Origin of the sequence: Pseudomonas sp. GM18 (assembly GCF_000282195.1) — a bacterium.
GTDB lineage: Bacteria > Pseudomonadota > Gammaproteobacteria > Pseudomonadales > Pseudomonadaceae > Aquipseudomonas.
Genome location: NZ_AKJT01000127.1, coordinates 40,111 through 66,727, shown reverse-complemented (window position 1 = coordinate 66,727; position 26,617 = coordinate 40,111). Strand labels below are relative to the sequence as shown.

Annotated in this window: 26 protein-coding genes and 1 tRNA gene; 19 read left to right on the top strand and 8 right to left on the bottom strand. The window is 59.7% G+C overall.

The window, feature by feature from the left end:
* The first annotated feature begins 8 nt into the window (after positions 1 to 8).
* The 10 genes from PMI21_RS01580 to PMI21_RS01615 all read left to right on the top strand — a co-directional run bounded on the left by PMI21_RS01580 (position 9) and on the right by PMI21_RS01615 (position 8,744).
* Positions 9 to 338 carry a phage tail protein gene (locus tag PMI21_RS01580; RefSeq protein WP_007941810.1) on the top strand — a complete coding sequence of 110 codons (330 nt, stop codon included), beginning with the start codon at positions 9 to 11 and terminating at the stop codon, positions 336 to 338.
* A complete protein-coding gene (locus PMI21_RS01585) occupies positions 335 to 1,027 on the top strand; it encodes a phage minor tail protein L (protein WP_007941808.1) in 693 nt (230 codons plus the stop codon). The genes PMI21_RS01580 and PMI21_RS01585 overlap by 4 nt, the downstream gene beginning before the upstream one ends.
* 2 nt (positions 1,028 to 1,029) lie before the next feature.
* Complete coding sequence (locus PMI21_RS01590) at positions 1,030 to 1,737, top strand: C40 family peptidase (RefSeq protein ID WP_007941807.1); 708 nt, start codon at positions 1,030 to 1,032, stop codon at positions 1,735 to 1,737.
* Positions 1,738 to 1,795: 58 nt separating this feature from the next.
* Positions 1,796 to 2,218, top strand: coding sequence for a hypothetical protein (locus tag PMI21_RS01595; protein ID WP_007941806.1), 423 nt, complete (start codon positions 1,796 to 1,798; stop codon positions 2,216 to 2,218).
* An 82-nt stretch (positions 2,219 to 2,300) separates the two neighbouring features.
* A complete protein-coding gene (locus PMI21_RS01600) occupies positions 2,301 to 2,915 on the top strand; it encodes a tail assembly protein (RefSeq protein WP_007941805.1) in 615 nt (204 codons plus the stop codon).
* Positions 2,912 to 6,118 (top strand): host specificity protein J, encoded by a 3,207-nt coding sequence (locus PMI21_RS01605; protein WP_007941804.1) that lies wholly within the window; start codon positions 2,912 to 2,914, stop codon positions 6,116 to 6,118. Before PMI21_RS01600 ends, PMI21_RS01605 begins: the two co-directional genes overlap by 4 nt.
* 3 nt (positions 6,119 to 6,121) lie before the next feature.
* Positions 6,122 to 7,342 (top strand): glycine-rich domain-containing protein, encoded by a 1,221-nt coding sequence (locus PMI21_RS30270; protein WP_007941803.1) that lies wholly within the window; start codon positions 6,122 to 6,124, stop codon positions 7,340 to 7,342.
* 5 nt (positions 7,343 to 7,347) lie between these two features.
* Positions 7,348 to 7,755 (top strand): tail fiber assembly protein, encoded by a 408-nt coding sequence (locus PMI21_RS29255; protein WP_086776273.1) that lies wholly within the window; start codon positions 7,348 to 7,350, stop codon positions 7,753 to 7,755.
* Between the two features lie 60 nt (positions 7,756 to 7,815).
* Positions 7,816 to 8,241 carry a cell wall hydrolase gene (locus PMI21_RS01610; RefSeq protein WP_007941801.1) on the top strand — a complete coding sequence of 142 codons (426 nt, stop codon included), beginning with the start codon at positions 7,816 to 7,818 and terminating at the stop codon, positions 8,239 to 8,241.
* Positions 8,238 to 8,744: a lysis system i-spanin subunit Rz gene (locus PMI21_RS01615; RefSeq protein WP_007941799.1), complete on the top strand. Its 507-nt coding sequence runs from the start codon at positions 8,238 to 8,240 to the stop codon at positions 8,742 to 8,744. Before PMI21_RS01610 ends, PMI21_RS01615 begins: the two co-directional genes overlap by 4 nt.
* Before the next feature lie 1,249 nt (positions 8,745 to 9,993).
* Here PMI21_RS01615 and PMI21_RS01625 read toward each other — a convergent pair.
* From PMI21_RS01625 to PMI21_RS01635, 4 genes are all read right to left on the bottom strand, one after another.
* Entirely contained in the window at positions 9,994 to 10,488 is a 495-nt protein-coding gene (locus PMI21_RS01625) for an ImmA/IrrE family metallo-endopeptidase (protein ID WP_007941795.1), read from the bottom strand.
* On the bottom strand, positions 10,481 to 10,855 hold the full coding sequence (locus PMI21_RS0128335; protein WP_033064254.1) for a helix-turn-helix domain-containing protein: 375 nt from the start codon (positions 10,853 to 10,855) through the stop codon (positions 10,481 to 10,483). Before PMI21_RS0128335 ends, PMI21_RS01625 begins: the two co-directional genes overlap by 8 nt.
* Before the next feature lie 156 nt (positions 10,856 to 11,011).
* Positions 11,012 to 11,221, bottom strand: a complete 210-nt coding sequence (locus PMI21_RS01630) for a hypothetical protein (RefSeq protein WP_007941793.1) — start codon at positions 11,219 to 11,221, stop codon at positions 11,012 to 11,014.
* A gap of 204 nt (positions 11,222 to 11,425) precedes the next feature.
* Positions 11,426 to 11,513 (bottom strand) — tRNA-Ser (locus tag PMI21_RS01635).
* A 123-nt stretch (positions 11,514 to 11,636) separates the two neighbouring features.
* Here PMI21_RS01635 and PMI21_RS01640 point away from each other — a divergent pair.
* Positions 11,637 to 12,308: a Bax inhibitor-1/YccA family protein gene (locus PMI21_RS01640; RefSeq protein WP_007941789.1), complete on the top strand. Its 672-nt coding sequence runs from the start codon at positions 11,637 to 11,639 to the stop codon at positions 12,306 to 12,308.
* Positions 12,309 to 12,376: 68 nt separating this feature from the next.
* Here the strand turns inward: PMI21_RS01640 and PMI21_RS01645 are convergent, their stop codons facing one another.
* Positions 12,377 to 12,706 carry a YceK/YidQ family lipoprotein gene (locus tag PMI21_RS01645; protein ID WP_007941788.1) on the bottom strand — a complete coding sequence of 110 codons (330 nt, stop codon included), beginning with the start codon at positions 12,704 to 12,706 and terminating at the stop codon, positions 12,377 to 12,379.
* 57 nt (positions 12,707 to 12,763) lie between these two features.
* Positions 12,764 to 13,201 carry an Lrp/AsnC family transcriptional regulator gene (locus PMI21_RS01650; protein WP_007941786.1) on the bottom strand — a complete coding sequence of 146 codons (438 nt, stop codon included), beginning with the start codon at positions 13,199 to 13,201 and terminating at the stop codon, positions 12,764 to 12,766.
* A gap of 135 nt (positions 13,202 to 13,336) precedes the next feature.
* On the opposite strand from PMI21_RS01650, the gene PMI21_RS01655 reads away from it, so the two are divergent.
* Positions 13,337 to 14,230 (top strand): DMT family transporter, encoded by an 894-nt coding sequence (locus tag PMI21_RS01655; RefSeq protein ID WP_007941785.1) that lies wholly within the window; start codon positions 13,337 to 13,339, stop codon positions 14,228 to 14,230.
* Positions 14,231 to 14,238: 8 nt separating this feature from the next.
* On the opposite strand, the gene PMI21_RS01660 is transcribed toward PMI21_RS01655, so the two are convergent.
* A complete protein-coding gene (locus PMI21_RS01660; protein ID WP_081499562.1) occupies positions 14,239 to 15,258 on the bottom strand; it encodes an FUSC family protein in 1,020 nt (339 codons plus the stop codon).
* 68 nt (positions 15,259 to 15,326) lie between these two features.
* Positions 15,327 to 16,952 (bottom strand): NADP-dependent glyceraldehyde-3-phosphate dehydrogenase, encoded by a 1,626-nt coding sequence (locus PMI21_RS01665; protein WP_007941783.1) that lies wholly within the window; start codon positions 16,950 to 16,952, stop codon positions 15,327 to 15,329.
* Positions 16,953 to 17,160: 208 nt separating this feature from the next.
* Between PMI21_RS01665 and PMI21_RS01670 the strand changes: the two genes are divergently transcribed.
* The 7 genes from PMI21_RS01670 to PMI21_RS01700 all read left to right on the top strand — a co-directional run bounded on the left by PMI21_RS01670 (position 17,161) and on the right by PMI21_RS01700 (position 26,568).
* Positions 17,161 to 18,048 carry a Dyp-type peroxidase gene (locus PMI21_RS01670; protein WP_007941782.1) on the top strand — a complete coding sequence of 296 codons (888 nt, stop codon included), beginning with the start codon at positions 17,161 to 17,163 and terminating at the stop codon, positions 18,046 to 18,048.
* A gap of 53 nt (positions 18,049 to 18,101) precedes the next feature.
* Positions 18,102 to 18,719 carry a transcriptional repressor LexA gene (gene lexA, locus PMI21_RS01675; protein ID WP_007941781.1) on the top strand — a complete coding sequence of 206 codons (618 nt, stop codon included), beginning with the start codon at positions 18,102 to 18,104 and terminating at the stop codon, positions 18,717 to 18,719.
* Complete coding sequence (gene imuA / locus PMI21_RS01680) at positions 18,719 to 19,336, top strand: translesion DNA synthesis-associated protein ImuA (RefSeq protein WP_007941780.1); 618 nt, start codon at positions 18,719 to 18,721, stop codon at positions 19,334 to 19,336. Before lexA ends, imuA begins: the two co-directional genes overlap by 1 nt.
* Positions 19,337 to 19,343: 7 nt before the next feature.
* The gene (locus tag PMI21_RS01685) at positions 19,344 to 20,759 is read left to right on the top strand and encodes a Y-family DNA polymerase (protein WP_007941779.1); all 1,416 of its coding nucleotides are present in this window, start codon (positions 19,344 to 19,346) and stop codon (positions 20,757 to 20,759) included.
* The gene (locus PMI21_RS01690; protein ID WP_202948790.1) at positions 20,735 to 23,833 is read left to right on the top strand and encodes an error-prone DNA polymerase; all 3,099 of its coding nucleotides are present in this window, start codon (positions 20,735 to 20,737) and stop codon (positions 23,831 to 23,833) included. Before PMI21_RS01685 ends, PMI21_RS01690 begins: the two co-directional genes overlap by 25 nt.
* Positions 23,834 to 24,004: 171 nt before the next feature.
* Entirely contained in the window at positions 24,005 to 26,116 is a 2,112-nt protein-coding gene (locus tag PMI21_RS01695; protein WP_033064263.1) for a hybrid sensor histidine kinase/response regulator, read from the top strand.
* 209 nt (positions 26,117 to 26,325) lie between these two features.
* A complete protein-coding gene (locus tag PMI21_RS01700; RefSeq protein WP_007941775.1) occupies positions 26,326 to 26,568 on the top strand; it encodes a DUF465 domain-containing protein in 243 nt (80 codons plus the stop codon).
* Positions 26,569 to 26,617: the final 49 nt, after the last annotated feature.

Sequence of the window (26,617 nt, the reverse complement as noted above, 5' to 3'; positions counted from 1 at the left end):
GAGTATTCATGCAGATATTCACCTGGAAGGCCGCCTATGATGCCTCGAAGGCTGTCGCTCCGGTCGTCAAGGTCATCAAGTTCGGTGACGGCTACGAGCAGCGGCAGGCTTCCGGCATCAACCGGCTGCCGCGCAAGTTCTCGCTGACGTTCAAGCGTGAGACGGCAGGCATCGATGAGATTGATGCCTTCCTTTCCGCCAGAGGCGCCGTCGAAGCCTTCAACTACACGCACCCCGGTCAAGCGATCGGGGTTTTTGTTTGCCGTGAGTGGACACGCACCAACATTGCACTTGGCGTTGATGGCCTGGCCGCGACCTTTGAGGAGGTGTTCGAATGAGCGCCCTTCAAGGTCAACTCGCGCTCGCCAACGGCATGTCGATCTGGGAGGGTTTCGAGCTGGTGCTGCCTGACCAGACGATTCGCTTTCACGCTGGAACCAACCAGTTGCTGGCCTCAGTGGTATGGCAAGATAACGTCTATACGCCCTGGCCGATCAATGCCACTGAATTTGCTACGCCCAGTCAGGGATCGCCGGCCCGACCAAAGCTTCAGGTCGGCAACTTCGGCGGCACCATATCAGCCCTGTGCCGGGAGTACGAAGACCTGCTTTCGGTGAAACTCAAGCGCCGCCGCACGCTGGTCAAATACCTGGATGCGGTGAACTTCACCGACGGCAACCCTACGGCCAATCCGGCTGAGGAATATCCGGTTGAAACGTGGATCATCACGCGAAAGGCCAATGAAACCCCGGCAGCTATCGAGTTTGAACTTGGCTCGCCGCTTGACCTTCAGGGCGTCAAGCTTCCGCGCCGCCAGGTGGTGGCCGGCACTTGCTTGTGGGCCTACCGGTCTGGCGAATGCGGTTATGCGGGTGGCCCGGTCGCCGATTACGCCAACAACCCCACCGGCGATCCAGCCAAAGACCAGTGCAGCCGCACGCTACGGGGATGCAAGTTGCGCTTTGGCGAGAATGGCGAGCTTCCCTTTGGCGGCTTCCCGGGCATTGCCCGCGTTCCGAGACTTTGATCATGAGCGAGCTGTTCAATAAATGTCGGGCGGATGCCGAGGCGCATGCTCGCGCTGAATACCCGCGTGAAGCTGTGGGCCTCGTCATCAGCGTGCGCGGCAAGTCGTCGTATGTACCGTGCCGCAACCAGTCGGAAGAGGCAGACCGCTTTATCCTGCACCCGGAAGACTACGTCGTGGCAGAGGACATGGGCGATATCATCGTTGTTGTGCATTCGCACCCTGACGCCGGGCCCGAACCCAGCCTGCACGACATTGCCAGTCACGCGGCCAGCCGCATGGCATGGTGGATTGTCGGACTGAAGGACGGTGCTGCGACTTGGCACGAAATGCCGGCCACCGGCGAGATGCCGCTGGAAGGGCGAGTGTTCGTTCACGGCGTGATCGACTGCTACACCCTGGTTCGGGACTACTACCGTCAGGAACTGGGCATTGTATTGCCCGACTTCCACCGCAAGGACGACTGGTGGCACAACGGGGAGAACCTGTATGTCGACAACTTCGCCAGGACAGGTTTCGTTCCTGTCGATTCACCGCAGCAAGGCGACTTGATTGTCATGGCGATTGGCAGCCCGACACCTTGCCACGGCGCGATCTGGCTCGAGGGTGACGTCGTACTTCATCACCTCTACGGTCGGCTGAGTTGCCGCGAGGTGTACGGCCGCGCGTACCGGGAGTGCACAACGCACATCATGCGCTACACACGATAGCCCCTGTATCTGTGTGCAATTTCCTTGGTAGAGTCGCCAAAACACATGGAGACTCACTATGCGCACAGTTCTCACCATTCTCGCCGTGGTTGCACTGGCAGGATGTGCAACTTCGCCAGTTCCGTCGGCGCAAGCTATAAAAGCACCGGCCGATCGAGTGCTGGCTTATCAAGTTGCATTGGAGGGCTCTGGGGCGCTGACAGTGATCCGAGATAGCGGCTTTATGGGCAGCGGCTGCTACGCCACCATCTTCCTCAATGGTGAGCGAGCGGCGAAACTTGCCCCGGAGGAAAAGGCGACTTTCATACTTCCTCCAGGGGAGTGGGTTGTAGGCGCCGCGCTAGAGGGAGCGGGCCTGTGTGGGCCATTGAATGAAAAACGTACCGAAACAGAGACGATTTTGAAGCAAGGCCAAGAGAAATACTTCCGCGTTTTCTCGGCCCCCGAAGCGGGGCTTGACGTCAGGCCGACCAGCCTATAACCGAGTCACTTAATCACTGCCTGCAACAAGGGCAGAACAAACCAACCGCCTCCGGGCGGTTTTTTTATGCCCGGAGAAAAGTATGAATGCCCCAAACGACAAAGCTATGACACGCATTCTGCTCTCCGGCTGCCTGGCACAGGCCTTCGGGCGCGAGCATTTTCGCTTACTCGAAACCGGAACTACCCGCGAAGCATTCAGTGCACTGCAGCACACAATCGATGGGTTCGCCGATTTCATCCGCGACTCGGCCCGGCGCGGTCTGCGTTACGCGATTTTCCGCAACCGCGAGAACGTCGCCGAAGACAGATTCACGCTGAGCGGGACGACGGAGATTCGCATTGTTCCTGTCATCTCCGGCAGCAAACGAGGCGGGCTATTCCAGACCATCGTTGGCGTTGTTCTGATTGTTGCTGGCGCGGTAGCCTCCGCTTTCGGTCAGGGATGGATAGGCGTACCAATGATCCAAATGGGCATCGCTATGACGATCGGCGGTGTTATTCAGATGCTGTCTCCAACGCCAAAAGCTGGCAATCAAGAAGACCAAGCCGGCACTGAAAACAAGCCCAGCTACCTCTTCAACGGCGCCTTCAACTCAACGCAGCAGGGCCTTCCTGTGCCTGTCATCTACGGAAAGATGCTGGTCGGTTCCAGCGTTGTAGCAATCGGCACCTGGGCGGAGACGATACCCGCATGAGCGAATTGATTACCGGTAGCGGCGGTGGTGGCGGGAAAGGTGGTGGCGGTGGATCTGCGCGTTCCGCCGTTGAGGCCCCGGATAGCCTTCGCTCGCGTCAGCATGTGCGAGTGCTGCACGCAATTTGCGAAGGGGAGATCCTGGGCTATCTCGGTGGGCTACAGGGCATCTTCTTTGATGACGTCCCGTTGCAAAACGCTGACGGCAGTTACAACTTTTCCGACGTCAGTGTTGATTCCCGTATCGGCACCCAGTGGCAGTCCTATCTGCCCATTACCGGGCTTGAGGCTGAGCAGTCGGTTGGCGTTGAGATGAAGTTCAACGTCGCGCTGGAGAGAGCGATTACGGATACAGATGTCGATGCGGTGCGGATCACTGTCAGCGTTCCGCAACTTTCAGAACAGAACATTCAGAACGGCGATACCAACGGTTCCAGCGCGGCGTTCCGCGTCGAGGGCAAGCTCGGTGCAGGCGCCTGGTTTGGGATGTGCGACGACATCACCATCAGCGGCAAGACGATGAGCCGCACGCAGTGCTCATATTATCTGCGCTTGCCGCCATCTGGCGGTCTGCCGCGGTACATCCGACTTACCCGGCTGACTATCGACGCCACCAGCGCAGCCATCCAGAATCGCACTTTTTTCGACAGCTTCACCCTGCTCTGGGACGAAAGGCTGCGTTACCCGAATACTGCTCTCGTCGGCGTTTCGATTGATGCTCAGCAGTTTTCCAGCATTCCGCGCATGGCTTTCATGGTCGGTGGAATGAAAGTGCTGATCCCGAGCAACTACGATCCCAACACCCGTATTTACACGGGATCGTGGGATGGATCGTTCCAACGCGCGTGGACGGACAATCCGGCGTGGGTTTGGTACGACATGCTCACCAACACCCGCTATGGGCTTGGCGGGCTGCTTGATTCCACGCTCATCGACAAATACGCGCTCTATGCCATCGCACAGTATTGTGATGCATTGGTGCCCGACGGGTACGGCGGCCTTGAGCCACGGTTTAGCTGCAACATAGCGCTGACTGTCCAGCAGGATGCCTGGAAGCTGGTCAACGACATGGTGTCGGTCTTCCGGTCCATTTGTTTCTGGGCTGGCGGAACGCTGACTGCGGTACAGGATGCCCCGCGCTCAAGCCGATATCTGTTCAACAACTCGAACGTGGTCGGCGGTGAGTTCAGCTACCAGTCTGTTGCCTCTGACCAGCGCTACAACGTCGCGGCCGTCACCTGGAATGATCCGCTGCAGCAGTACAAGCAGTCAGTCGAGATTGTTGAACGCCCCGACCTGATCGCGAAGTGGTCGCGCATCCAGCAAAGCGACGTAGTGGCCATCGGCTGCACATCTCGTGGCCAGGCTCGTCGCTTGGGCCGCTGGCTGCTGTATGCCGAAAGCGAGGCGGTCACGTTTGCCGTCGGTGCCGATGGTGCGATCCCGCTGCCGGGCGACATCATCGACATCGCGGATGCCAACAGAGCCGGCGCCCGTAACGGTGGCCGGCTTCTGGCTGGCAGCACCGCTTCGTTGTTGCTGCTTGACGCACCCATCGGCCTGGCCGGGGCGGGCTTGGTCGGCGTTGTGATGCCCAACGGTACGTATGCGAGTGCTGCCGTCACCGTGGGGGCCGGTGCGACATCGATCACTGTATCGCCGCCGCTGGCTTCCGCTCCACTGGCTTCCGCTCCATGGATCTTTTCGACTCCGTCACTGGAGACACAGAAGTTTCGTGTCATCGGCATCAGTGAAGGCGACGACGGGACCTATGCAATCAGCGCCGTGGCTTTCGATCCGGACAAATTCGACGAGATTGAATTCGGCACGCCGGATGTTGATAACCCGACGAGCATCGTCAACCTCGGCAAGCCTGAAGCGGTTGGTCAACTGACGTTTGCGGAGTCGCTGTACGACACTGGTACCGGGCTGGCGGCCGCCAGATTGACGGTCAGCTGGACGCCGCCGGCGCGCGCCATGCGCTATCAGGTCGAAGTCATGAAGCCTGGTGGCAACTGGGAGTACGTGGCAGAGATCGCGACACCAACTATTGATTTTGATTCGGCGTCTTCTGGTCTGTGGTCGGTTCGCGTTACGCCCAAGTCGGTACTTGGGCTATCCGGTAAAGCCTCTCTTCAGACCTACTCTGCGCAGGCGCTACTGGCGCCACCCTCTGCACTGATTGGGTTGCGGCTGGACGTGATCAACAGCGTCGCCACGCTGGCTTGGGAGCCTGCTCCTGAGTTGGATGTGAAGCTGGGCGGCAGTATCAACATCAGGCACTCGCGCAACACCTCGTCGAACTGGGATGCGGCCTTGCCGCTGACCGAAGTGGCGGGGCGCTCGACTTCATCCGTGGTCTCGTTGCTGCCAGGGAAGTACCTCGCCCGCGCGGTGGACTCCTCTGGAGTCGGTGGTCCGGTGACAGAGGTCTGGTCGGATGCTCAGGTGCCGTTGCCAACCAACGTGGTTGTGGTCATTGCCGAGTCGCCTGCGTTCACTGGTGTCACGTTCAATGCAGCGGCTGCCGGTGGTGTGCTGAAGATGACCGGCGCTGGCCTTGTCGATGATGTAACAAACATCGATGCATTGCTCGGCGAGTTCGACAAGTTCGGCGGGTCGACGCTGTCGTCGACTTACAGCTTTATCGCACCAACTGACCTCGGCTATGTCTATGACTGCCGCCTGACGGCGGACGTCGAGGCGGCGCTGTATGACGACGGCACCTACATAGACACAGTCGTGGACTTCGATTCGTTGATTGGCATTGATGGCGATCCACCAAACGGTGCTTCGCTATCGCTGTGGGTGCGGACATCGGACGTATCGCCTGCAGTGTGGTCGGCTTGGAAGCCCTTCGTGGTCGGCGACTATCGCGCCCGGCAGTTCGACTTTCAGCTGCGCGGATCTGTGCAGTTGACCACGAACTGGATCGACGTCACCAAGCTGGAAGTGGTGATCGACATGCCTGATCGCATTGAGAGCGGGAATGACATTCCGGTTCCAGCTGGCGGCCTGACCATCACATACACGCCGCCATTCAATGCATCTCCAGCCGTCAGCCTGACCGCTCAAAGCCTGTTACCAGGTGACTACTTCGATGTGTCCGCCAAGACCGCAACGGGCTTCACGGTGTTCATCCGCAATTCCAGTGGGGTCGCCCAGTCAGGCCGCTCGATTGACTACATCTCAAAGGGATACTGACTTATGTCGCAACATGATATGACGCTGGATAATGCGTCGGGGCTGGTGTTCCGAAACGATGCGAATGCTGCATTGCAGGCACTTGCATCGCAGAGCAGCGGAGCGTCGGCGCCAAGCCCGACCTTTCCGTGCCAGGTATGGGGGGATACAGGTACTGGTCGGCTTAAACAGCGAAACAGTGCCAACTCCGCATGGCTCGACATGGGGCCGCTGGATGCCCCCCTGCGGGATGCAGCAAGCCAGGGCGAATACGCGACAGATACGGGGGCTGCTGGTGCCTACGTCTGCAATTTCACGCCAGCCATAACCGTTCGTAACGAAAGCACGCCAATCCGCTTCAAGGCCGCCAATGCGAACCCCGGGGCTTGCACCATCAACGATGGTCTCGGCACGGTGGCGCTCGTCGGCGGCGCTCATTCTGCGCTTCAGGGCAATGAAATCATCGCCAACGGAATTGCCTGGATCCAGTGGAATGCCTCGGTCGGTGGCGGCTCCTATGTGCTGCTGTTCTGCACAGGGGCACCTCAGCAAGTGGCCCCAGCTACCAAGAGCCAGCAGGCTGTTCAATTTGGACAGCTTTTCGGCGGGCTTAAGGGGCTTTCTCGCTTCACGTCGAGCGGGTCGTTCACTGTACCGGCTGGCGTCACTCAGATTTACGTGAGCGGGTGCGCAGGAGGCGGGGGTGGTGGCGGCACTTTTAACATTGGTGCAACAGGTAACATTTCGGCTGGTGGCGGTGGCGGCGGAGCGGGTCAATCAATCATCCGACAGGCATACGCCGTAACACCAGGACAAGTTATCGCCATCACAATCGGTAGTGGCGGCACAGGCGCTGCAATTGCGGGAAGTGGTGGGGCCGGTGGCGCTACGTTAGTTGGGGCGCTGGTGACGCTTACAGGCGGTGGCGGGGGGGCGGCCGGCGGAGCTGGTCCATTCAGCTCTTCTTACGCCGGTGGGGCTGGAGGATCCGGTTATCCGCAAGGGTCAGACGGACCAGATTGCACAACCGCAATCACATCCACCAGTGGAATGGGCGCTTCGTGCCCATTTGGCGGCGGCGGGGCTGGAAGACGTGGGTTGCCAAACAACAGCTTGGCTGGCGTCGCTGGTGGTGGGTATGGCTCAGGTGGGTCTGGCGCGTCCGGCGCATATGCAGGATCCGCAACCTCATCCGGTAATGTTGGCGGTGCCGGCGCTCCAGGCCTGGTAGTTATTGAATGGTGATCAGCATGAACGATTATGCAGTTATCAATGTGGGAACCTGGATTGTAGAGAACACGATCCTCTGGAGTGGTGACGAGAACTCAGGCTGGAGTCCTCCAGATGGCTACATGGCAGTCGAGTTGGGCGGGGCAAGCATTGGCTGGACCTATGCCGATGGCGTATTTACTCAGCCAGAACCTGAGCCGGTTCCGGCTCCCTCGCCGGCCGAGATTCTTGCGACGAACACCTCGATCAAAAACTACCTGCTCGCTCAAGCTGCTCTAAGCATTGCTCCGCTGCAGGATGCTGTCGATCTTGGTAGCGCAACGTCAAATGAAACCGCCCAGCTTCAAAGCTGGAAGCAATACCGAGTAGCGGTGAATCGCATGGATCTCACGCTGAATTCACCAACTTGGCCGTCCACTCCGGCCTGATTCTCATTGTGTAACGCCGGCCCGCCAATGAGCGGGCATTTTTTTGCCTGGAGAAAAGTGATGACTGCAATCGAAAAAGACCGCGACATCCTCGCCCGAACCCTCTGGGGTGAGGCGCGAAGCGAAAGCCTGACCGGTCAGATCGCCGTGGCCTGGACCATTCGCAACCGTGTAAACGATGGCAAGGCGAAGTCGTGGTGGGGGGAAGGCTATGCCGGTGTGTGCCTGAAGCCTTACCAGTTCAGCTGCTGGAACTCGAACGACCCGAACTTTGCCTTCCTCAGCGGCGCGAAGCCGATCCCGGCCGGGCAGCTCGCCCAAGCGCAGAAAGCTGCTGACCTGGTCATGTCCGGTACCGAGCTAGATCCAACCGGAGGCGCCACGCACTACTACGCGACCACTATGCCGAAAGCTCCAGCCTGGGCTGTGGGAGCGAAACAGACGCTGATGCTTGGTCATCACGTCTTCTTCAAGGATGTGCCATGAGTACCGCAGTGTGGAAGTTGGTCGGGGTGCTGGTGCTACTGCTGATCACCGCCGGTGGCGTATGGCAGGTCCAGGACTGGCGCTACGGAAAGCAACTCGCCGAACAGTCTGGGCTGCACAAGGACGATCTAACCGCTATCAGCAATGCTGCTGCCGCCCAAGTCCGGGCCGATCAGGACAAGCGTCTTGCGCTCGAGCAGCGACTTTCCGCCAGTGATCAAACCCACCATGAGGCTTTGACCAATGCACAAAAAGACCAGGCTCGTTTACGCGATCGCCTTGCCACTTCTGATTTGCGGCTGTCAGTCCTCCTTGCCGAGGATTCAGCCGGTGGCTGCTCAGTGTCAGCCGGTACCGAAGCCGGCGGCATGGTTCATGGAAGAGCGCGTGCCCGACTTGACCCGGCGCATGCTCAACGAATTATCGGAATCACCGACGCCGGCGACCAAGGATTGATTGCCCTGGCCGCCTGTCAAGCATACGTCCGGGTTATTACACAGTGACCGCTTTTCGCGAAATTGATCCCCAGTTACGTCCGAGGTCGACCGCGCTCCACTTCGAGGATGCCCTTGTCTCGATACTATGTCGCTCTGCATCCGTGCCAAGCATCAAACGAGTTTTTTGGAGATTCTGAGTGCTAGGTCCTCGGGGACTGGAAACGGTTTGATCCCAGTAAATCCAGCTATCAAAAAACGGGCGATCCCGATCTTCAACAATGTCAGGCCTGAGTCTGATGATCTCGGATGGAGCTGGGTGGTTCCGCAGATCTGCATGTGTCGGTATGGCTTTGTTGAGTTGATCCAAGAATGGTTTCGGTGATAAAGGCTGCCCACTCGTGCCGTTTACTCTCAATACTTCGAGAAGTGGGCCATACATCTCTCCCAGGTAGTCCTTGATCCGATATCCAGGCAGGACATCAAATCTGAAGAATTTTGGGGCGTTGCCCCTGGAGGTTAGCGTAAGAACGAAGGGAGCGTCTCGGGTGGAAAAGAGGCAATCAAAGCTCGCCGCCCCCATAGCGATTTGGAACTGTTGCATATCGGTACGAATTGCAATCATGTTGCGATGCAATTCCTGAAGTGAAGTCATGTGCATACGTAAGATGTCTCTTTATTTAGGGTAAAACCGCCCCCCCCTGGAGGAGGGCGGCCCGCAATTAACGGTTAGGCATACTGCGGCAGTGTTTGCACACGTACTCAAGCTGGCCGCGGCGCATACGGGTGTAGGCGCAGACATGCACAGGACGAACGATCGGACATGTAAAAGACATGGCGTCGACTCCAATAAAGTCGGCGAGCGGTTATAGACTCGTATCCCAGCCTCTGCTATCGTCTTTTCGCTAGCGTTGACATCAGATTCATGGATTTACGAGGCAAGCACGTCGCTAACCGTCACGTGCTCACTTCAGCAAAGTCAGTGGCTTAAGGGTTGCACCCCCATCTGCCTATGCTTTACTGATGTAGATTTTGAAAGGTTTACCTTTTGCTCTGATAACCGCGCCATTCTTCAGATGGCGCGTCCAGCGCAAGATAAAGGTTCCCCTTTCGTCGGTATAAGTACTCATACAGACCTCGTCTCATTGTTGCCGCTCTCGGCTGGTATGGACAAAGCTAATACAGGGGGGTATGATCTGCGCCGCGCTAAGAGGTGCAGTGTCTGATTCCCTATATTGCTCAGCGTAAAGTGAGCGGATTACTTTATCGGCAGATCAAATGCTCCATGTTTTTGTCCTCACATTGCGAGTGTGAGTGATCAGAAAAACCTCAGTTCTAGCTGCTTTTCCTCTTTCAGGGGGATGTGCAAATATTGCATCACTGCGTCAGCAAAATAATCTGCTTGCCATTCAGAGTCCTCTGTTTCGTGAGGAGGGTTTTCGCTGAAGTGAAGCAAAGGTTTGTGGCAGAGAAACACATGCCCTAGTTCGTGCAAAAAAATTCGTATTGCCTCTGATTTTCCCCTCATCAACTCAGTATGCAACTTGTCTGGCATATAGATCATGCCTGCTTGTGGGTCTACCGTTGCCTTCGTATAGTCGAGCCATTCATCGTTGCTAATCACGTCTACATGAATTTCGCCATGATGCTCAAGAGTGTGAATGGTGGAGCCGATTTGCTTGGGTGTGAATGATCGGCGCCCCAGCTTCAGAATCTGGCAAACGCGTTGAGCAATATTCTCAATTACGTCGGTAGTAAATGGGTGAACGCGATGTCCACGCATGCGATACGGTACCTCACTTGCTTCAATCATCTTTACTGCCCTCGGCATATATTTCGGTCAGCAATTTGCCGAGCTTGGCAAGCTGTTCTTGGTTTAAGTGAGAATTTGCAAAACCTGCTATTAGCATCTTGTGATGCGGTGGTAGCCCTTCTAGTGAGACGCTATCGTTAGCTTCGCACGCCAACGATTTCAGCTCACTCTCCTGGACGGGAGCTCCAGCTGTAGAAAAGTACTTCGCGATTTTGCTGGCCCATTCCATAGGCACCTTGCTTCGGCCTGTTTCCATTGCGCTCAAGAACGCTGGAGAAGAGCCAAGCGCAGCAGCCATAGTCGTCAAAGTAATATTTCTTTGGCGGCGATATTCCCTGACCGCAGAACCAAATTTTGTAAGCGACATGGTAGTAAACCCTCGGGTTTTATTGAATCTGGCCCTCAGAATATCCAGTGCCTCAGTAAAATTCAAGTGTTTTAGTTGAAAGGTTTAATTTTGGTCGGTTTTCTTCGGTCGCGTCCGGCTCCGAGGGCGACAGAGGCTAATTTTGCCGATCTATCCTCAGTCCGGCGTCAGCAGTACCGCTAGAGTCATCTTGATGAACTCTTCATTGCGGTCAATTGCTTCCAGAGCGCCGCGCACGTTGTCGGCGACCTCAGCTGACCCGCGTTGCTCAACCCAGTTTGAGAGCTCCAGGATAGCCGCCTCTAGAGCGAGCTGGTTTTCGTTGATCTTGTACAGGAGGGAAGGGAGCAGATCTGAATTGGGCATCGCGAATCCTCGGTTATGAGGTCAGCGTAGTACCGGGTTCTATGAAGGATTTTTTACGATTGGCAGGAGGCCAGGAGAGGAAAAATCAGGAAAGTTTTGTAACGGTTACCAAATAGTTTTGTAACGCATCGAAATCAGCGGACCAAAAGCCAAACCCCAGAAACGACAAAGCCCTGAATAATCAGGGCTTTGTCGTACATAAGATGGCGGAGGCGATGGGATTCGAACTCATGGACCTGTTACAGTCGACGGTTTTCAAGACCGTTGCCTTAAACCACTCGGCCACACCTCCGTTTGCGTTGCGGGCGCCATAATACCTGAATGAAACACACTGTCAAACTCTCTGCATGGCTTGTTACAGAGCGTCTGTTATGATCTTTGCGACTGAACGTTTCAAACCAACAGGAGTGTCGCCATGCGCGAACAGGATTACGCAGTTAATAACAGCGTGCAGGCTGAGCAGCTAGAGGTTAGCCGCGTCCTGCGCAACACTTACGGCCTACTCGCCCTCACCCTCGCATTCAGCGGCGTGATGGCGTTTGTCGCGCAGCAGATGCGTGTCGGTTACCCGAACGTCTTCGTCGTGCTGATCGGCTTCTACGGCCTTTTCTTCCTCACCAACAAACTCCGTGACTCGGCGTGGGGCCTGGTTTCTGCGTTCGCGCTGACCGGTTTCATGGGTTTCCTGCTCGGCCCGATCCTCAACCGTTACCTGGGCATGCAGGGCGGCGCGGAAGTGGTCAGCTCGGCCTTCGCGATGACCGCGCTGGTGTTCGGCGGCCTGTCGGCTTATGTGCTGATCACCCGTAAGGACATGAGCTTCCTGGGCGGTTTCATCACAGCCGGTTTCTTCGTGCTGCTGGGTGCGACGCTGGCGAGCTTCTTCTTCAAGATCAGCGGTCTGCAACTGGCGATCAGCGCAGGTTTCGTGCTGTTCTCCTCGGTCTGCATTCTGTTCCAGACCAGCGCCATCATTCACGGCGGCGAGCGTAACTACATCATGGCGACCATCAGCCTGTATGTATCGATCTACAACCTGTTCGTCAGCTTGCTGCAGCTGTTCGGCATCATGGGCCGCGATGATTGATCGCCAGCCTTGAGTAAAAAACCCGCTTCGGCGGGTTTTTTATTGTCTGGGAATCGGGGCGCCCAAGGTTATTCGGTAATGACAATGCTGCCATCGGCCTGCTGCCGGTAAATGGTGTAGGGCAGGAGCAGGGTGTCGAGAGCGCCGGAAATGACTACGTCGATCAGCACAAAGGGCGTGCCATTGTTGTACTTATACTCATCGATGCCCGGGCCTGGAGCCCCGTGTAGGCTGCAAAAGTCATAAGTCACGCCGCTATAGATCCGTGGAACCGCACCGCAGTAGGTTTTCTGTTCCTTGAGGCTCTTTGCCGCTGCTTCATCACTACGCACCACTGTCTGGAACGTACCGCAGCCTGCAAGCATCACCGCCGCCAGTAACATGGCCTGAGTTTTCATACCGCCAATCCTTCGCCGGAAAAACACCAATCTACGCCTCTGCGAACAAAACAGCACTCACGCCATCGGTGGCAGCCGGCGCTTGATCGGGGTTTTCTTGACAATGGCGGTGTTGGTTTCGGCGTGGGTGTTGAGGCGGTCGAGGAGGGTGTCCAGTTGTTCCATCGAGCGCACATGCAAGCGGGCGATGAAGCAGTCGTCACCGGTGACTTTGTCGCACTCGGTGAATTCGGGGATCGCCTGAATCTGCCGCTCCACTTCCTGCAACTGGCCCGGCAACGGGCGGATGCGGACGATGGCCTGGAGTTGATAGCCGAAGCACTTGGGGTCGATTTCGACGGTGTAGCCCTTGAGTACGCCGCGTTCTTCGAGGCGGCGCAGGCGCTCGGCGACGCTGGGCGAGGACAGGCCGCTGATCTGTGCCAGGGCCTTGAGCGAGCGGCGGGAGTCTTCCATCAATGCGCTGATCAGCACTTGGTCAATGTCGTCGGTCATGGCGAGTCCCCTGTTAGGCAATCGGCTGGATAAGCCTTGATAAAAAAGGCAGATGCCGAGTTTAGCCTGCTTTTTGCGCTGGAGAAGCCCCTCGGTGGATTGGCATACTTTGGCCTCAAACACAGGAGGTTGATGATGGACAAAACACTACGTCGCGGCTCATTCGAGATGACCGCCGCCATGCTGATTTCCGGGACCATTGGCTGGTTCGTGCTGGTGTCCGGGCAACCGGTGCTGGACGTGGTGTTCTGGCGCTGCGTGTTCGGTGCCGCCACGTTGTTGCTGATCTGCGCGGCGTTCGGCTTCCTGCGTCCTGGCATTTTGACGTCCACCACTTTCTTGTTGGCCGTACTGAGTGGTGTGGCGATTGTCGGTAACTGGGTGCTGTTGTTCGCGTCCTATTCTCGCGCCTCGATTGCCATCGGCACGGCGGTTTATAACGTCCAGCCGTTCATGTTGGTGGGGTTGGCGGCGCTGTTTCTCGGGGAGAAAATCACCCTGCAAAAACTGTTCTGGCTGGGCATTTCGTTTCTCGGGATGCTGGCGATTGTCAGCGCACATGGCGAGCAAGGCGAGGGTGGCAACGATTACCTGATGGGGATCGCTCTGGCCTTGGGTGCTGCCTTCCTGTACGCGATTGCCGCGTTGATCATCAAACGGCTGACCGGCACGCCACCGCATCTGATCGCGTTGATCCAGGTCTGCACCGGCGTGCTGTTGCTCGCGCCTTTTGCGCACTTCTCGGCGATGCCGCAAGCGCCCAGTGCCTGGGCCAGCCTGGTGACGCTGGGCATCGTGCATACCGGTTTGATGTATGTGCTGCTCTACGGGGCGATTCAAAAGCTGCCGACCGCCCTGACCGGCGCGTTGTCGTTCATCTATCCGATTGCGGCGATTTTCGTGGACTGGTTCGCCTTCGGCCATCGCCTGGAGCCGCTGCAATGGATCGGTGTCGCCGCGATTCTGCTGGCTGCCGCCGGGATGCAACAGGGTTGGGGCCTGAAGCTTCGGCGGGTGGCTACACAATAAACGGCCTCTCAGATGTTCCAGCGCGGTGCGGTTTTCGCCAGACGCTGGCGCATCTCGCCGATGTTCGCGGTCAATTGTCGGGTCAGCAATCGGTAGCCATCCAGCGGACTGTAGACCGGTATATCGAGCGTTGAGTCCAATGGCGGTTCGGCTGGCCGGCTGAGCCGTTGTGAAGCGCCCGATTTCAATGCCCGAGCCATACCGATCAGTTGCACCCGGATCTGTCGGTGCTCGGTTTTCAATGTCGATTGCAGATGGGCCATTGCCTCAGAGTCATCGGCATTCGGCCGGCTATTGCCGAGGATTTCCAGGATGCTGACGCACATCCGCAGATTGCGCTGAATTGCATCGAGTTCGGTCATGGAAACCCGCACTTCCTTGGACACCGAGGGCATCAGTGAGCGCAGTTGCACCATGACGGCGTTCAAGCGATTCATGAGCTTCAGGTGCTCGTCAGCGGTGACGGACTCGCCGTTGATGATACGGCCGTAGATGGCCGCGCAGTCGCGCAACGCATCGGCCAGGTTGTAACGCCAGGAGTACACCGCATACAGCGGCAGGGCGAAGGAGAACGCCAGTGCCAGGGCGATGCCGATCAGAATATCCACCCCGCGCCACAGGCCATCGGTGACCGGGTTGTCACCGTGCCCCGCAACGATAAACACGGTGATCGCTGACAGCAGCGCCGTATAACCACCCTTGCCGATGGCGTGGTACGAGAAAAATCCGCACACCACCGACATGGCGAAATAGGTCAGCCACGGCATCCCGAGCCAGGCCTGTTGCGCCACCAGCAACAAGCCGACACCGGCCCCGATCAAAGTACCGATGGCTCGCTCGGCGGCTTTTTTGCCGATATTACCGTGGTGCTGCAAGCCGCCGATCACCACCAGCATGGTCACCGACGCCCATTCGCCGTGGGGCAGATGGATGCCGGTGGTCAGCAGAATCGTCGCCAGCAACCCCAACGAAACCCGCACCGCATGGATCAGTTTGGCGTGGCGGTAGCGCCGGTACGGGTCCAGCAACGGACGCAGTATTCGGCGCAACAGCGGTGGCAGTCGAAGGCCTTTGATGATGGTCAGTTTTGGTGTCCTCAGAAGATATAGTCGGTGGTCAGGAAGCTTGAGTTCCGGCCGCTGATGATCTCGCTGATGAGCTCTTTGCTGCTTTCCTGGAACTTGGTCGCCACCAGGGTCCGGATCGAAAACACCCGCAGCGCATCGTGCACCGACAACGTGCCCTCGGCGGAGTTCTTGCGGCCGTTGAACGGGTAAGTGTCCGGGCCGCGCTGGCACTGGGCGTTGAGGTTGATCCGGCCGACCTGGTTGGCGAAGGTGTCCACCAGCCTGCCGACCGCCACCGGGTTGGTGCCGAAGATGCTCAGTTGCTGGCCGAAGTCGGATTCCAGGACGTAATCGATCACGGTGTCCAGATGACGGTAAGGCACGATCGGCACGACCGGGCCGAACTGTTCTTCCTGATAGACGCGCATCTGCGGTGTCACCGGGTACAACACGGCCGGGTAGAAGAACGACGCGCGGGCTTCACCGCCGTTGGGGTTGACCACGGCGGCGCCTTTGCTGACCGCGTCTGCCACCAGCGAGTGCAGATAATCGACTTTGCTCGCCTCCGGTAGCGGTGTCAGGGCCACGCCGCTGTCCCACGGCATGCCGGGTTTCAGTGAGGCGAGTTTGGCGTTGAATTTCTCGATGAACGCTTCGACCACGTCTTCATGGACGAAGAGGATTTTCAGCGCGGTGCAGCGCTGGCCGTTGAACGACAGGGAGCCGGTGACGGCTTCGCTGACCGCGTTGTCCAGATCCACCTCAGGCAACACAATGCCGGGGTTCTTCGCATCCAGGCCCAGTGCCGCGCGCAAGCGGTGAGGCCTTGGGTGGAGTTTTTTCAGGTCGCTGGCGGCCTTGTTGGTGCCGATAAACGCAAAGATATCGATCTTGCCGCTGGCCATCAGCGCACTGACGGTCTCGCGGCCACTGCCGTAAATGACGTTGATCACCCCGGCCGGGAAGCTGTCGCGAAAGGCTTCCAGCAGCGGACGAATCAACAGCACCCCAAGCTTGGCCGGCTTGAACACCACTGTGTTGCCCATGATCAGCGCCGGAATCAGCGTGGTGAAGGTCTCGTTCAGCGGGTAGTTGTAAGGCCCCATGCACAACGCCACGCCCAGTGGAACGCGACGGATCTGGCCGAGGGTGTCCTGTTCCAGTTCGAAACGGCTGGAGCGGCGGTCGAGTTCCTTGAGGGCGTTGATGGTGTCGACGATGTAGTCGCAGGTGCGGTCGAACTCTTTCTCCGAGTCCTTGAGGTTCTTGCCGATCTCCCACATCAGCAACTTGACCACCGCATCGCGCTGCTGACGCATGCGACCGAGGAAGGTTTCGACGTGCTGAATGCGCTCGGCCACGCGCATGGTCGGCCACAGGCCCTGGCCCCGATCATAGGCGCGGACAGCCGCGTCGAGCGCGGTCAGTGCGGTATCGGCATCGAGCAGTGGCGTGCTGCCGAGGATCACTTGTTCATCGCCATTCGCGCCGCTCAGGTACACCGGGCTGCGCACCTGGGCGAGGGGGCCGGACCAGGTTTTCAGTTCACCGTCGACCAGGTATTCGCGCTGTTCGGTCTGGCCGTTGAGGCGGTACTTTTCCGGGATGCTGTCGGCGGTGGGAAACAGGTTGCCAAGGATCGATGCTGTGGTCATGTCGCTACCCCGTCTGGATTGGGTGATGCGGATAAGGTGTTATCGCTACGTACCGCTAATAGGTCAAGGCCTGATCAGCATAGCTGAATCGTTTTACCAGATCGCAACACGAATTGTCATGACCCGCTCCCGGGTTCTGATCTTTTGTCCTGATAGCACACAACTGACGATCCCCCGGTTAAACTCCAACTCTTTTTAAGGAGTTCATATGAGTTACTACCAGCCGGGCATTCTCGCCACCCCAGTTCCGCCTCAAGCTCGTCATATGTTCTTCGCCCTCGAATCCGCCGAGGCACTGCCGGCAGCGCTGGATAACCTGACGCGCCTGGTGGACGGAAAATCGGCGGTGGTCGGTTTCGGCGAGTCCCTGGTCAAAGCGCTGCACACGCAGATCGACGGCTTGCGCGCCTTTCCTGCGCTGGTCGGTGTCGGCGTCGACAACCCGTCGACCCAACACGCGCTCTGGTGCTGGCTGCACGGTGTTGACCGTGGCGAATTGCTCAATCGCAGCCACGCGATCGAAGCCGCACTGGCACCGGCACTGCGTCTGGTGCAGATGAACGAAACCTTCCGCCACATGACCGGCAATGACCTGACCGGTTACGAAGACGGCACCGAAAACCCTCACGACGAAGCCGCTGTAGCCGCCGCGCTGCTGGGCGAGGGCGCTGAGGGGCTGGTCGGTGGCAGCTTCGCCGCGATCCAGCAATGGCAGCATGACTTGAAAGGCTTCCACGCGATGCCGTCCCATGAGCAGGACAACATCATGGGCCGGCGCCTGAGCGATAACGAAGAACTCGACGACGCGCCAATCTCTGCCCACGTCAAACGCACCGCCCAGGAAAGCTTCGCACCTGAAGCCTTCGTGGTCCGTCGCTCGATGCCGTGGATCGAAGGCGATCGCGCCGGGCTGATGTTCCTGGCATTCGGTTTTTCCCTCGATGCATTCGAAGCCCAACTGCGGCGCATGAGCGGTCTGGAAGACGGCATCACCGACGGTTTGTACCGCATCAGCCGACCGATCACTGGCGGCTACTACTGGTGCCCACCGCTCAAGGACGGTCGCATTGACCTGCGTGCATTGCGCGTCGGCTAAATAGCGGATCGCGTACACCAAGTCCTTGCCAGGAAAAAGCCGAAAGAGTACAAATGTACTCCATGACGACTTTAACTCCCCGCCGTACCGCCATCCTGACCTTCATCCGCGATCGCATCGCCGAACACGGTCAGCCCCCGAGCCTCGCTGAGATCAGCGAGGCCTTTGGTTTCGCCTCCCGCAGCGTGGCGCGCAAGCATGTGCTGGCGCTGACCGAAGCCGGTTTCATCGAGGTCAATCCGCATCAGGCGCGCGGCATCCGCTTGTTGAACCAGCCGCCGCGGCCCGAGCTGCTGGACGTTCCGGTACTCGGCCGCGTGGCGGCCGGTGCGCCGATCGGTGCCGATGCCGAGGTCCACAGCCGTTTGCTGCTCGATCCGTCGATTTTCTCGCGGGTGCCGGATTACCTGCTGCGGGTCCAGGGCGATTCGATGATCGAGGACGGCATTCTCGACGGCGATCTGGTGGGCGTGCGGCGCAATCCTGAAGCGCTCAACGGGCAGATCGTGGTGGCTCGGCTCGACGGCGAAGTCACCATCAAGCGTTTCGAGCGGGTCGGCGATGCTGTTCGCCTGTTGCCGCGCAATCCGGCTTACCAGCCGATCATTGTTCGAGCCGATCAGGAGCTGGCCATCGAAGGCGTGTTCTGTGGTCTGGTGAGGCAAGGGTGATGGGCGCCGTCGTTGCGCTGGATACGCTGTTCAATGGCGGCCAGGTCTGGAAGGGCCGGCCTGCGCCACCGGCCGTCAGCCCGCAACCCACGGGGCATGCGGCGCTGGATGCGGCGTTGCCGAGCGGTGGCTGGCCGGAAGCGGCGCTGAGCGAAATCCTCCTGGCCGGGCAGGGCGTGGGTGAGTTGCAACTGGTGTGGCCGGCGCTGGCACGGCTGTCGGCGGCGGGCGAGCGCATCGTGCTGGTGGCGCCGCCTTATGTGCCGTATCCCCAGGCCTGGCAGAACGCCGGGGTTGATCTGCGCCAGTTGTCGATCATCCAGGCCGGCGAGCGCGATGCGCTATGGGCGGCGGAACAATGCCTGCGCTCGGGCAGTTGCGGGGCGGTGTTGTGTTGGCCGCACCAGGCCGATGACCGGGCGTTGCGACGTTTACAGGTAGCGGCCGAAACCGGCCAGACCCTGGCGTTCGCCTATCGCTCGCTCAGTGAAGCCATCAACCCGTCGCCAGCGGCCCTGCGCATCGCCATCGATGCCAAGCCTGCCCAGTTGCGGGTGCTCAAGTGCCGGGGCGGGCTGGCCCGTTCGGCGCCGATTGCCTTTGCCGTGGGGCATTGAGGTTGCCATGCGCTGGGTTTGCATTGTCTTCCCGCAACTGGCGCTGGACGCGGTACTGCGTCAGCGCCCCGACCCCGACGAGCCACTGGCGCTGCTGACCGGCCCGGCCCAGCGTCGGGTGCTGCAGGCGGTCAACGGTTCGGCGCGGGCGCTGGGTTTGCGACCCGGTCAGTCGATGACGGCCGCCCAGGCCCTGAGCAAAGGGTTCGTCACCGCCGAATACGATGCCGCCGAGATCGAACACTGGCAGCAGTTCCTGGCCGCTTGGGCCTATCGGTTCAGCTCTCAGGTCAGCGTGCATTACCCGCGTGCCGTGGTGTTTGAAATCGAATCCAGCCTGGGCTTGTTCGGGCCCTGGCCGCAGTTCGAGGCGCGGCTGCGCGCCGAGCTCACCGAGCTGGGGTTTCGCCATCGGATTGTCGCCGCGCCCAACCCGGTGGCGGCGCGGGTGCTGGCCAACGTTTATGACGGTCTGGTGGTGCCGGACAATGACGCCTTGCAGCATCACCTCGGGCAACTGCCCATCGACCGGATCGCCCTGGAGCCGAGCGTTGCCACGGCGTTATCGCGCATGGGGCTGCGCACCTTGAGTCAGGTGCAGGCGTTGCCCCGGCATAGCCTGGCCCGGCGTTTCGAGGCCCAGGTGCTCAAGCATCTGGACAGCCTGTTCGGTGAGCGGCGGCTGGCGCTGGCGTTTTACCTGCCGCCGGACCGTTTCGATGTGCGCATCGAGCTCAATTTCGATGTGCAGTCTCATCAGGCGTTGCTGTTTCCTTTAAGACGATTGACCGGCGATCTGTCGGCGTTCCTCTGCGGCCGGGACAGCGGCGTGCAACGTTTCGACCTGCACCTGGAACACGCCGGCTTGCCGGACACCGTGATCAAGGTCGGCCTGCTCAGCGCCGAGCGCGATCCGGCGATGCTGTTCGAACTGGCCCGGGGGCGGCTGGAGCAGGTTCAGGTCGAGGCGCCGGTGCGCGGTTTTCGTCTGCGCGCCGAAGATCTACCCGCCTTCGTGCCCCAGTATCAGGAACTGTTCGACGACCGTCCGCAGCAGTCCTTGCCCTGGGAGCAACTGCGTGAACGCTTGCGCGCACGGCTGGGGGATGACGCGGTGCAGGGCTTGCGCTTCCAGGCCGATCACCGGCCGGAATGCGCGTGGCAGACCACTGTCGACAGCCAGGCCTGCGGGGGACTGCCTGCCGTGCAACGCCCGGGCTGGTTGCTGACTGAACCGCAGGCGGTACACGAAGGCTCGACGCGCATCCTCATGGGGCCGGAGCGCATCGAGTCCGGCTGGTGGGACGGCGCTGATGTGCGCCGCGATTACTACCTGATCGAAACCCGTTCCGGTCAGCAGGGCTGGGCCTATCGGGCGGTGGGTGAAGACGGTCCGTTGTGGCTGCAAGGCTGGTTCGCATGAGCGTTGACTATGCCGAGCTGCACTGCCTGTCGAACTTCAGTTTCCAGCGCGGTGCCTCCAGTGCGCTTGAGCTTTTTCAACGGGCGAAAAAGCAGGGCTATCAAGCGCTGGCAATCACCGACGAATGCACGCTGGCGGGTATCGTCCGTGCCTGGCAGGCGGCCAAGACCGTGGAGATGCCGCTGATCATCGGCAGCGAAATGCGCATCGAAGGCGGCCCGAAACTGGTGCTGCTGGTGGAAAACCTTGAGGGTTACCAAGCCCTGTGCCGACTGATTACCCGCGCCAGACGCCGCACGCAGAAAGGCCAGTATCAGGTGCTGCGGGAGGATTTCAGCGAGCCGTTGCCGGGGCTGTTGGCGTTGTGGGTGCCGGACGCCGTCGATGACTTTGCGCAGGGCCACTGGCTGAAGCAGACCTTCGCCGAGCGCCTGTGGTTGAGCGTTCAGTTGCATCGCGGGCAGGACGACCTCCGGCGACTGGCGGCGCTGCTGACCCTGGCGCGGGAGCTGCGAATCCCGGTGGTGGCCAGCGGCGATGTGCACATGCACACCCGGGGGCGGCGCGCCTTGCAGGACACCATGACCGCGATCCGCCATCACCTGCCGGTGGCCGAGGCCGGGTTGCGTCTGCACCCAAACGGCGAACGGCATTTGCGCAGTCTCGACGACTTGCGCGATCTCTACCCGCAGTCGCTGCTCGACGAGACGCTGAATATCGCCCGACGCTGTACTTTCGACCTCGGTCAGTTGCGCTATCAATATCCCCGGGAGCTGGTGCCTGACGGTCACACGGCCACGTCCTGGCTGCGGGCGTTGGCTGAAAAGGGTATTCGGTGGCGCTGGGAAAAAAGCCCCAAGGCCGAGGTGTTGGCGCAGATCGACAAGGAACTGGAGCTGATTGCAGAGCTGGGGTACGAGAGTTATTTCCTCACGGTTCACGACATTGTGAATTTCGCCCGCCAGCAACACATTCTTTGTCAGGGGCGCGGTTCTGCCGCCAACTCGGCGGTGTGCTACGTGTTGGGGATCACCGAGATCGACCCGGATCGCAGCACGCTGCTGTTCGAGCGCTTTCTCTCCAGGGAACGCAACGAACCGCCGGACATCGACGTGGATTTCGAGCACGAGCGGCGCGAAGAAGTCCTGCAGTACGTGTTTCAACGTTATGGCCGGGCCCGTGCGGCGCTGACGGCGGTGGTCAGCACTTACCACGGTGCCGGCGCGGTACGCGATGTGGCCAAGGCGTTGGGGCTGCCGCCGGATCAGGTCAACGCCCTGGCCGACTGTTGCGGCCACTGGAGTGATCAGGCACCGCCGGTCGAGCGTCTGCGTGAGGGCGGTTTCGACCCCGACAGCCCGGTATTGCGTCGGGTGCTGAGCCTGACCCAACAATTGATCGGTTTCCCGAGGCACCTGTCCCAGCACCCTGGCGGTTTCGTGATTTCCGAGCAGCCTCTGGACAGCCTGGTGCCGGTGGAAAACGCCGCCATGGCCGAGCGCACCATCATCCAGTGGGACAAGGACGATCTGGATGCGGTCGGGCTGCTCAAGGTCGATATTCTTGCGCTGGGCATGCTCAGCGCGATTCGCCGTTGTTTCGATCTGCTGCGTCGGCACCGGGGCCGTGACCTGAGCCTGGCGACGGTGCCGGCCGAAGACCCGCAAACCTACGAGATGATTGGCCATGCGGACACCATCGGGGTGTTCCAGATCGAGTCCCGGGCACAGATGTCGATGTTGCCCAGGCTCAAACCCAAGAACTTCTACGACCTGGTGATCGAGGTGGCGATCGTTCGTCCGGGGCCGATTCAGGGCGGGATGGTGCATCCCTATCTGCGGCGGCGTAAGGGCGAGGAAGAGGTGAAATACCCGTCGAAAGAACTTGAAGCGGTGCTCAAGCGTACGTTGGGCGTGCCGCTGTTCCAGGAACAGGTGATGCAGATCGCGATTGTCGCCGCCGACTACAGCCCCGGCGAGGCCGATCAGTTACGCCGCTCCATGGCGGCCTGGAAACGCCATGGCGGACTGGAACCGCACAAGGAACGCCTGGCGGACGGAATGAAGAAAAACGGCTACACGGCGGAGTTCGCCGCGCAGATCTTCGAGCAGATCAAAGGCTTCGGCGATTACGGTTTTCCCGAATCCCACGCCGCCAGTTTCGCCTTGCTGACCTACGCCAGTTGCTGGTTGAAATGCCACGAGCCGGCGGCTTTCGCCTGTGCGCTGATCAACAGCTGGCCCATGGGTTTCTACAGCCCGGACCAGATTCTCCAGGACGCCCGCCGCCATCATTTGCAGATTCGCCCGGTGGACGTGCGGGCCAGTGACTGGGATTGCAGCCTGGAACCGGTCACCGGCGCGCAGCCGGCGATTCGCATGGGGCTGCGGATGATCAAGGGCTTTCGCGAAGACGATGCCCGGCGCATTGAAGTCGCACGGTCGAAAGGGGCGTTTGCCGACATCGCCGACCTTGGCGAACGGGCACGACTCGATGCTCGCGCCCAGGAGCAACTGGCCGATGCCGGTGCACTGCGCGGGCTGGCCGGTGATCGGCATCGGGCGCGCTGGGAGGTGGCGGGGGTGCAGAAGCAGCTCGGTTTGTTTGCCGGTCTGCCGAGTCAGGAAGAGCCAGCGGTGGATCTGCCCAAACCCACCGTGGGCGAAGACTTGCAAGCCGATTACGCCAGTGTCGGCACCACTCTCGGCCCGCATCCGCTGGCGTTGCTGCGGGGGGAACTCAAGGCCCGGCGCTGTCGCAGCTCCAGGGAATTGCTGATGGTCGAGCATGGGCGTCCGGTCAGCGTCGCCGGGCTGGTCACCGGTCGGCAGCGTCCGGGAACCGCCAGCGGTGTGACCTTCGTGACGCTTGAAGACGAGTTCGGCAACGTCAACGTGGTGGTCTGGCGCGACCTGGCCGAACGGCAACGGCAGGTATTGGTCGGTTCGCAATTGCTCAAGGTCGACGGACGCTGGGAAAAGGTGGGCGAGGTGCGGCACCTGATTGCCGGACGCTTGAGCGACCTGAGTTCATTGCTCGACGGTATCCATGTGCGCAGCCGGGATTTCCGCTGAACCCATGGTCACATGCTTTCCCATAGGCGCTGCCGAAGGGCCGGTCGAGAATCAGCTATACCTCTATGAAACCATTGGCGTCGGCAGTGCTCGAAACATACGGGCAGGCACCGTCTCCTCATGCTGTTGCACTGCCTGAAAACATGTCATTCACAAGACATAGGCCAGTCGATGCAGTTTCTAGACAATAGCCACGGATGTACTGGCTGGAGCGGCGAAATGGCCGAACGCATTCGTGCGTTCGACTGGAGCCTGACCGAACTCGGTCGCATCGACACCTGGCCCGGGAGCCTGTGCAGCGCGGTGCAGTTATTGCTCGCTTCACCGCTGCCGATGGTGATGCTGTGGGGCCGCCCCGGTTACATGATCTATAACGACGCCTACTCAAGATTTGCCGGCGGCCGCCATCCTTACCTGCTGGGCTCCCCGGTGGAAATGGGCTGGCCGGAGGTCGCCGAATTCAATCGGCATGTGGTGGACACCTGCCTTGCGGGCGGCACCTTGTCCTATCACAACAAAGCACTGGTGTTGCTGCGCGACGGCGTTCCCGAAGACGTCTGGATGGACCTTTACTACAGCCCTGTCGCCAATGATGACGGCTGTCCCGCCGGGGTCATGGCGATGGTGGTTGAAACCACTGACCATGTGATTTCCGAACGCCGACGCCAGGAAGCCGAAAACGCCTACCGTGCCGACAATGAAAGGGTTCGCCTGGCCCTCAATGCCGGGGCTTTGCTCGGCTCGTTTGTCTGGGATATCAAGGCTGATGTGCTGTCGGGCGATGAGCGATTCGCCCGCACGTTTTCCTATCCGCCAGGCCAGGACCTGGCCAACCTGCCACCGGCTATCGCCCAAATGCAGATTCATCCTGATGATCGCAGCTGGGTCCGGGAGCGGATGAATCAGTCGGTGGAAACCGGCGTGCCCTATAACGTCGAATACCGGGTTCTGCGTCCCGATGGCAGTTACCTGTGGGTGCTCGCCAGCGGGTGTTGCGAGTTCAATGAGCAAGGTGAAGCGTTGCGCTTTCCCGGGGTGTTGATCGACATCCACGAACGCAAGATTGCCGAAGAATCCTTGCTCAAGTTCACCCGCAACCTGGAGCAACGAGTCGCCGAAGAAGTCGAGGCGCGGCTGGCGGCCGAAGAGCAGTTGCGTCAATCACAGAAGCTCGAAGCCATCGGCGGTCTCACCGGCGGGGTGGCCCATGACTTCAACAACCTGTTGCAGGTGATCGCCGGCAACCTGCACTTGCTGGCGCGTCACGAGCCGGACAACGCCAACGTGCAACGCCGGGTCGGCGCCTCGATTGCCGCGGTCGAGCGCGGGGCCAAATTGTCTTCGCAATTGCTCGCTTTTGCCCGTCGTCAGCCCTTGTCACCGGCCGTATGCGACCCACGGCAGATCTTCGAAGACCTCGGGGAATTATTGCAGCGAGCGCTGGGAGAGACGATCCAGATCAAGGTGTCCGCACCTGACGATCCATGGCACCTCTACGTGGACCGCAATCAACTGGAAAACGCCATTCTCAACCTCACGATCAACGCCCGGGATGCCATGAAAGGCGAGGGGACCATTGCCCTGAGCGCCGAGAACATCGTCCTTGACCGCAAGTTTTGCGCCGGCAAGGGGATCGTCGCTGGCGATTACGTCTGCGTGACTGTGGCTGACTCGGGTGTCGGCATGCCGCCGCAAGTGCTTGCACAGGCCTTCGAACCGTTTTTCACCACCAAGGCCGACGGCCAGGGCACTGGCCTGGGATTGAGCATGGTGTTCGGTTTCGTCAAACAGAGCGGCGGGCATATCGAGATCGCAAGCGTCGTCGAGCAAGGCACCCGGGTGCAGCTGTATTTCCCTCGCAGCTTGCGCCCGTTGCCTGATGAAACAACGCACCATGCTCCGCAGCACCGGGGCGGGCATGAAACCATTCTGGTGGTCGAGGACAATGAAGCGGTACGCAGTTCGGCCGTGGACTTGTTGCGCGAAGAGGGTTATCAGGTCCTGACCGCAGCCAACGGTGACCTGGCGATGCAGATGTTGCTGGAAGGCGTAGCGGTGGACCTGATCTTCACCGACGTGGTCATGCCCGGCTTGATCAAAAGCCCGGACCTGGCCGCCTGGGCCAAGGTGCAGAATCCTCCGGTGGCAGTGCTGTTTACCTCCGGCCACACCCGGGACATTATTTCGCGCAATCACCAACTCAGCTCCGACACTTATCTGCTGAGTAAACCTTATGGTCCTGAAGCGCTGACACGCATGGTTCGCACGGTGCTCGGCGGTTGATTCAAGGGGCGCTTTCCAGGCGATCCGGATGATTGTTATTCAATGGAGGCCGGCACTCGGGCAAGGGGTTTATCGCGTTTGCGACATGACGACGAACGGACACCGCTGGTCTGATAGACGGTCGACAGAACCGGGTAAGCGAGGCCATTCTGATAATTGGCGAACGCCATCGATCACGTTTGCCACCGATTAACAAACGGAGGTGTTCCATGCCGGTGACCCATGACCTTTATCAGGACTTGCGCTGCACGAAGGAAGAGATCCAGCAAAAACGCACCAAGGATCCGTTACTGGATTCACTGCTCAACAAGTACACCCAGGCGGACGCAGAGGTGTTGAAGGCCGAGTCCGCACAATCGGATGCTCCCAGCGATGAGGCACTGAAGAAGCTCAAGGAGAGGCGCGTGCAGGTCAAGAATAAGATCGTTGAGCGACTTCAGACGCCGTCCTGAGACGCTGTGCAGAATCACCGACGACCGGTGACTGAACAATTGGAACGGG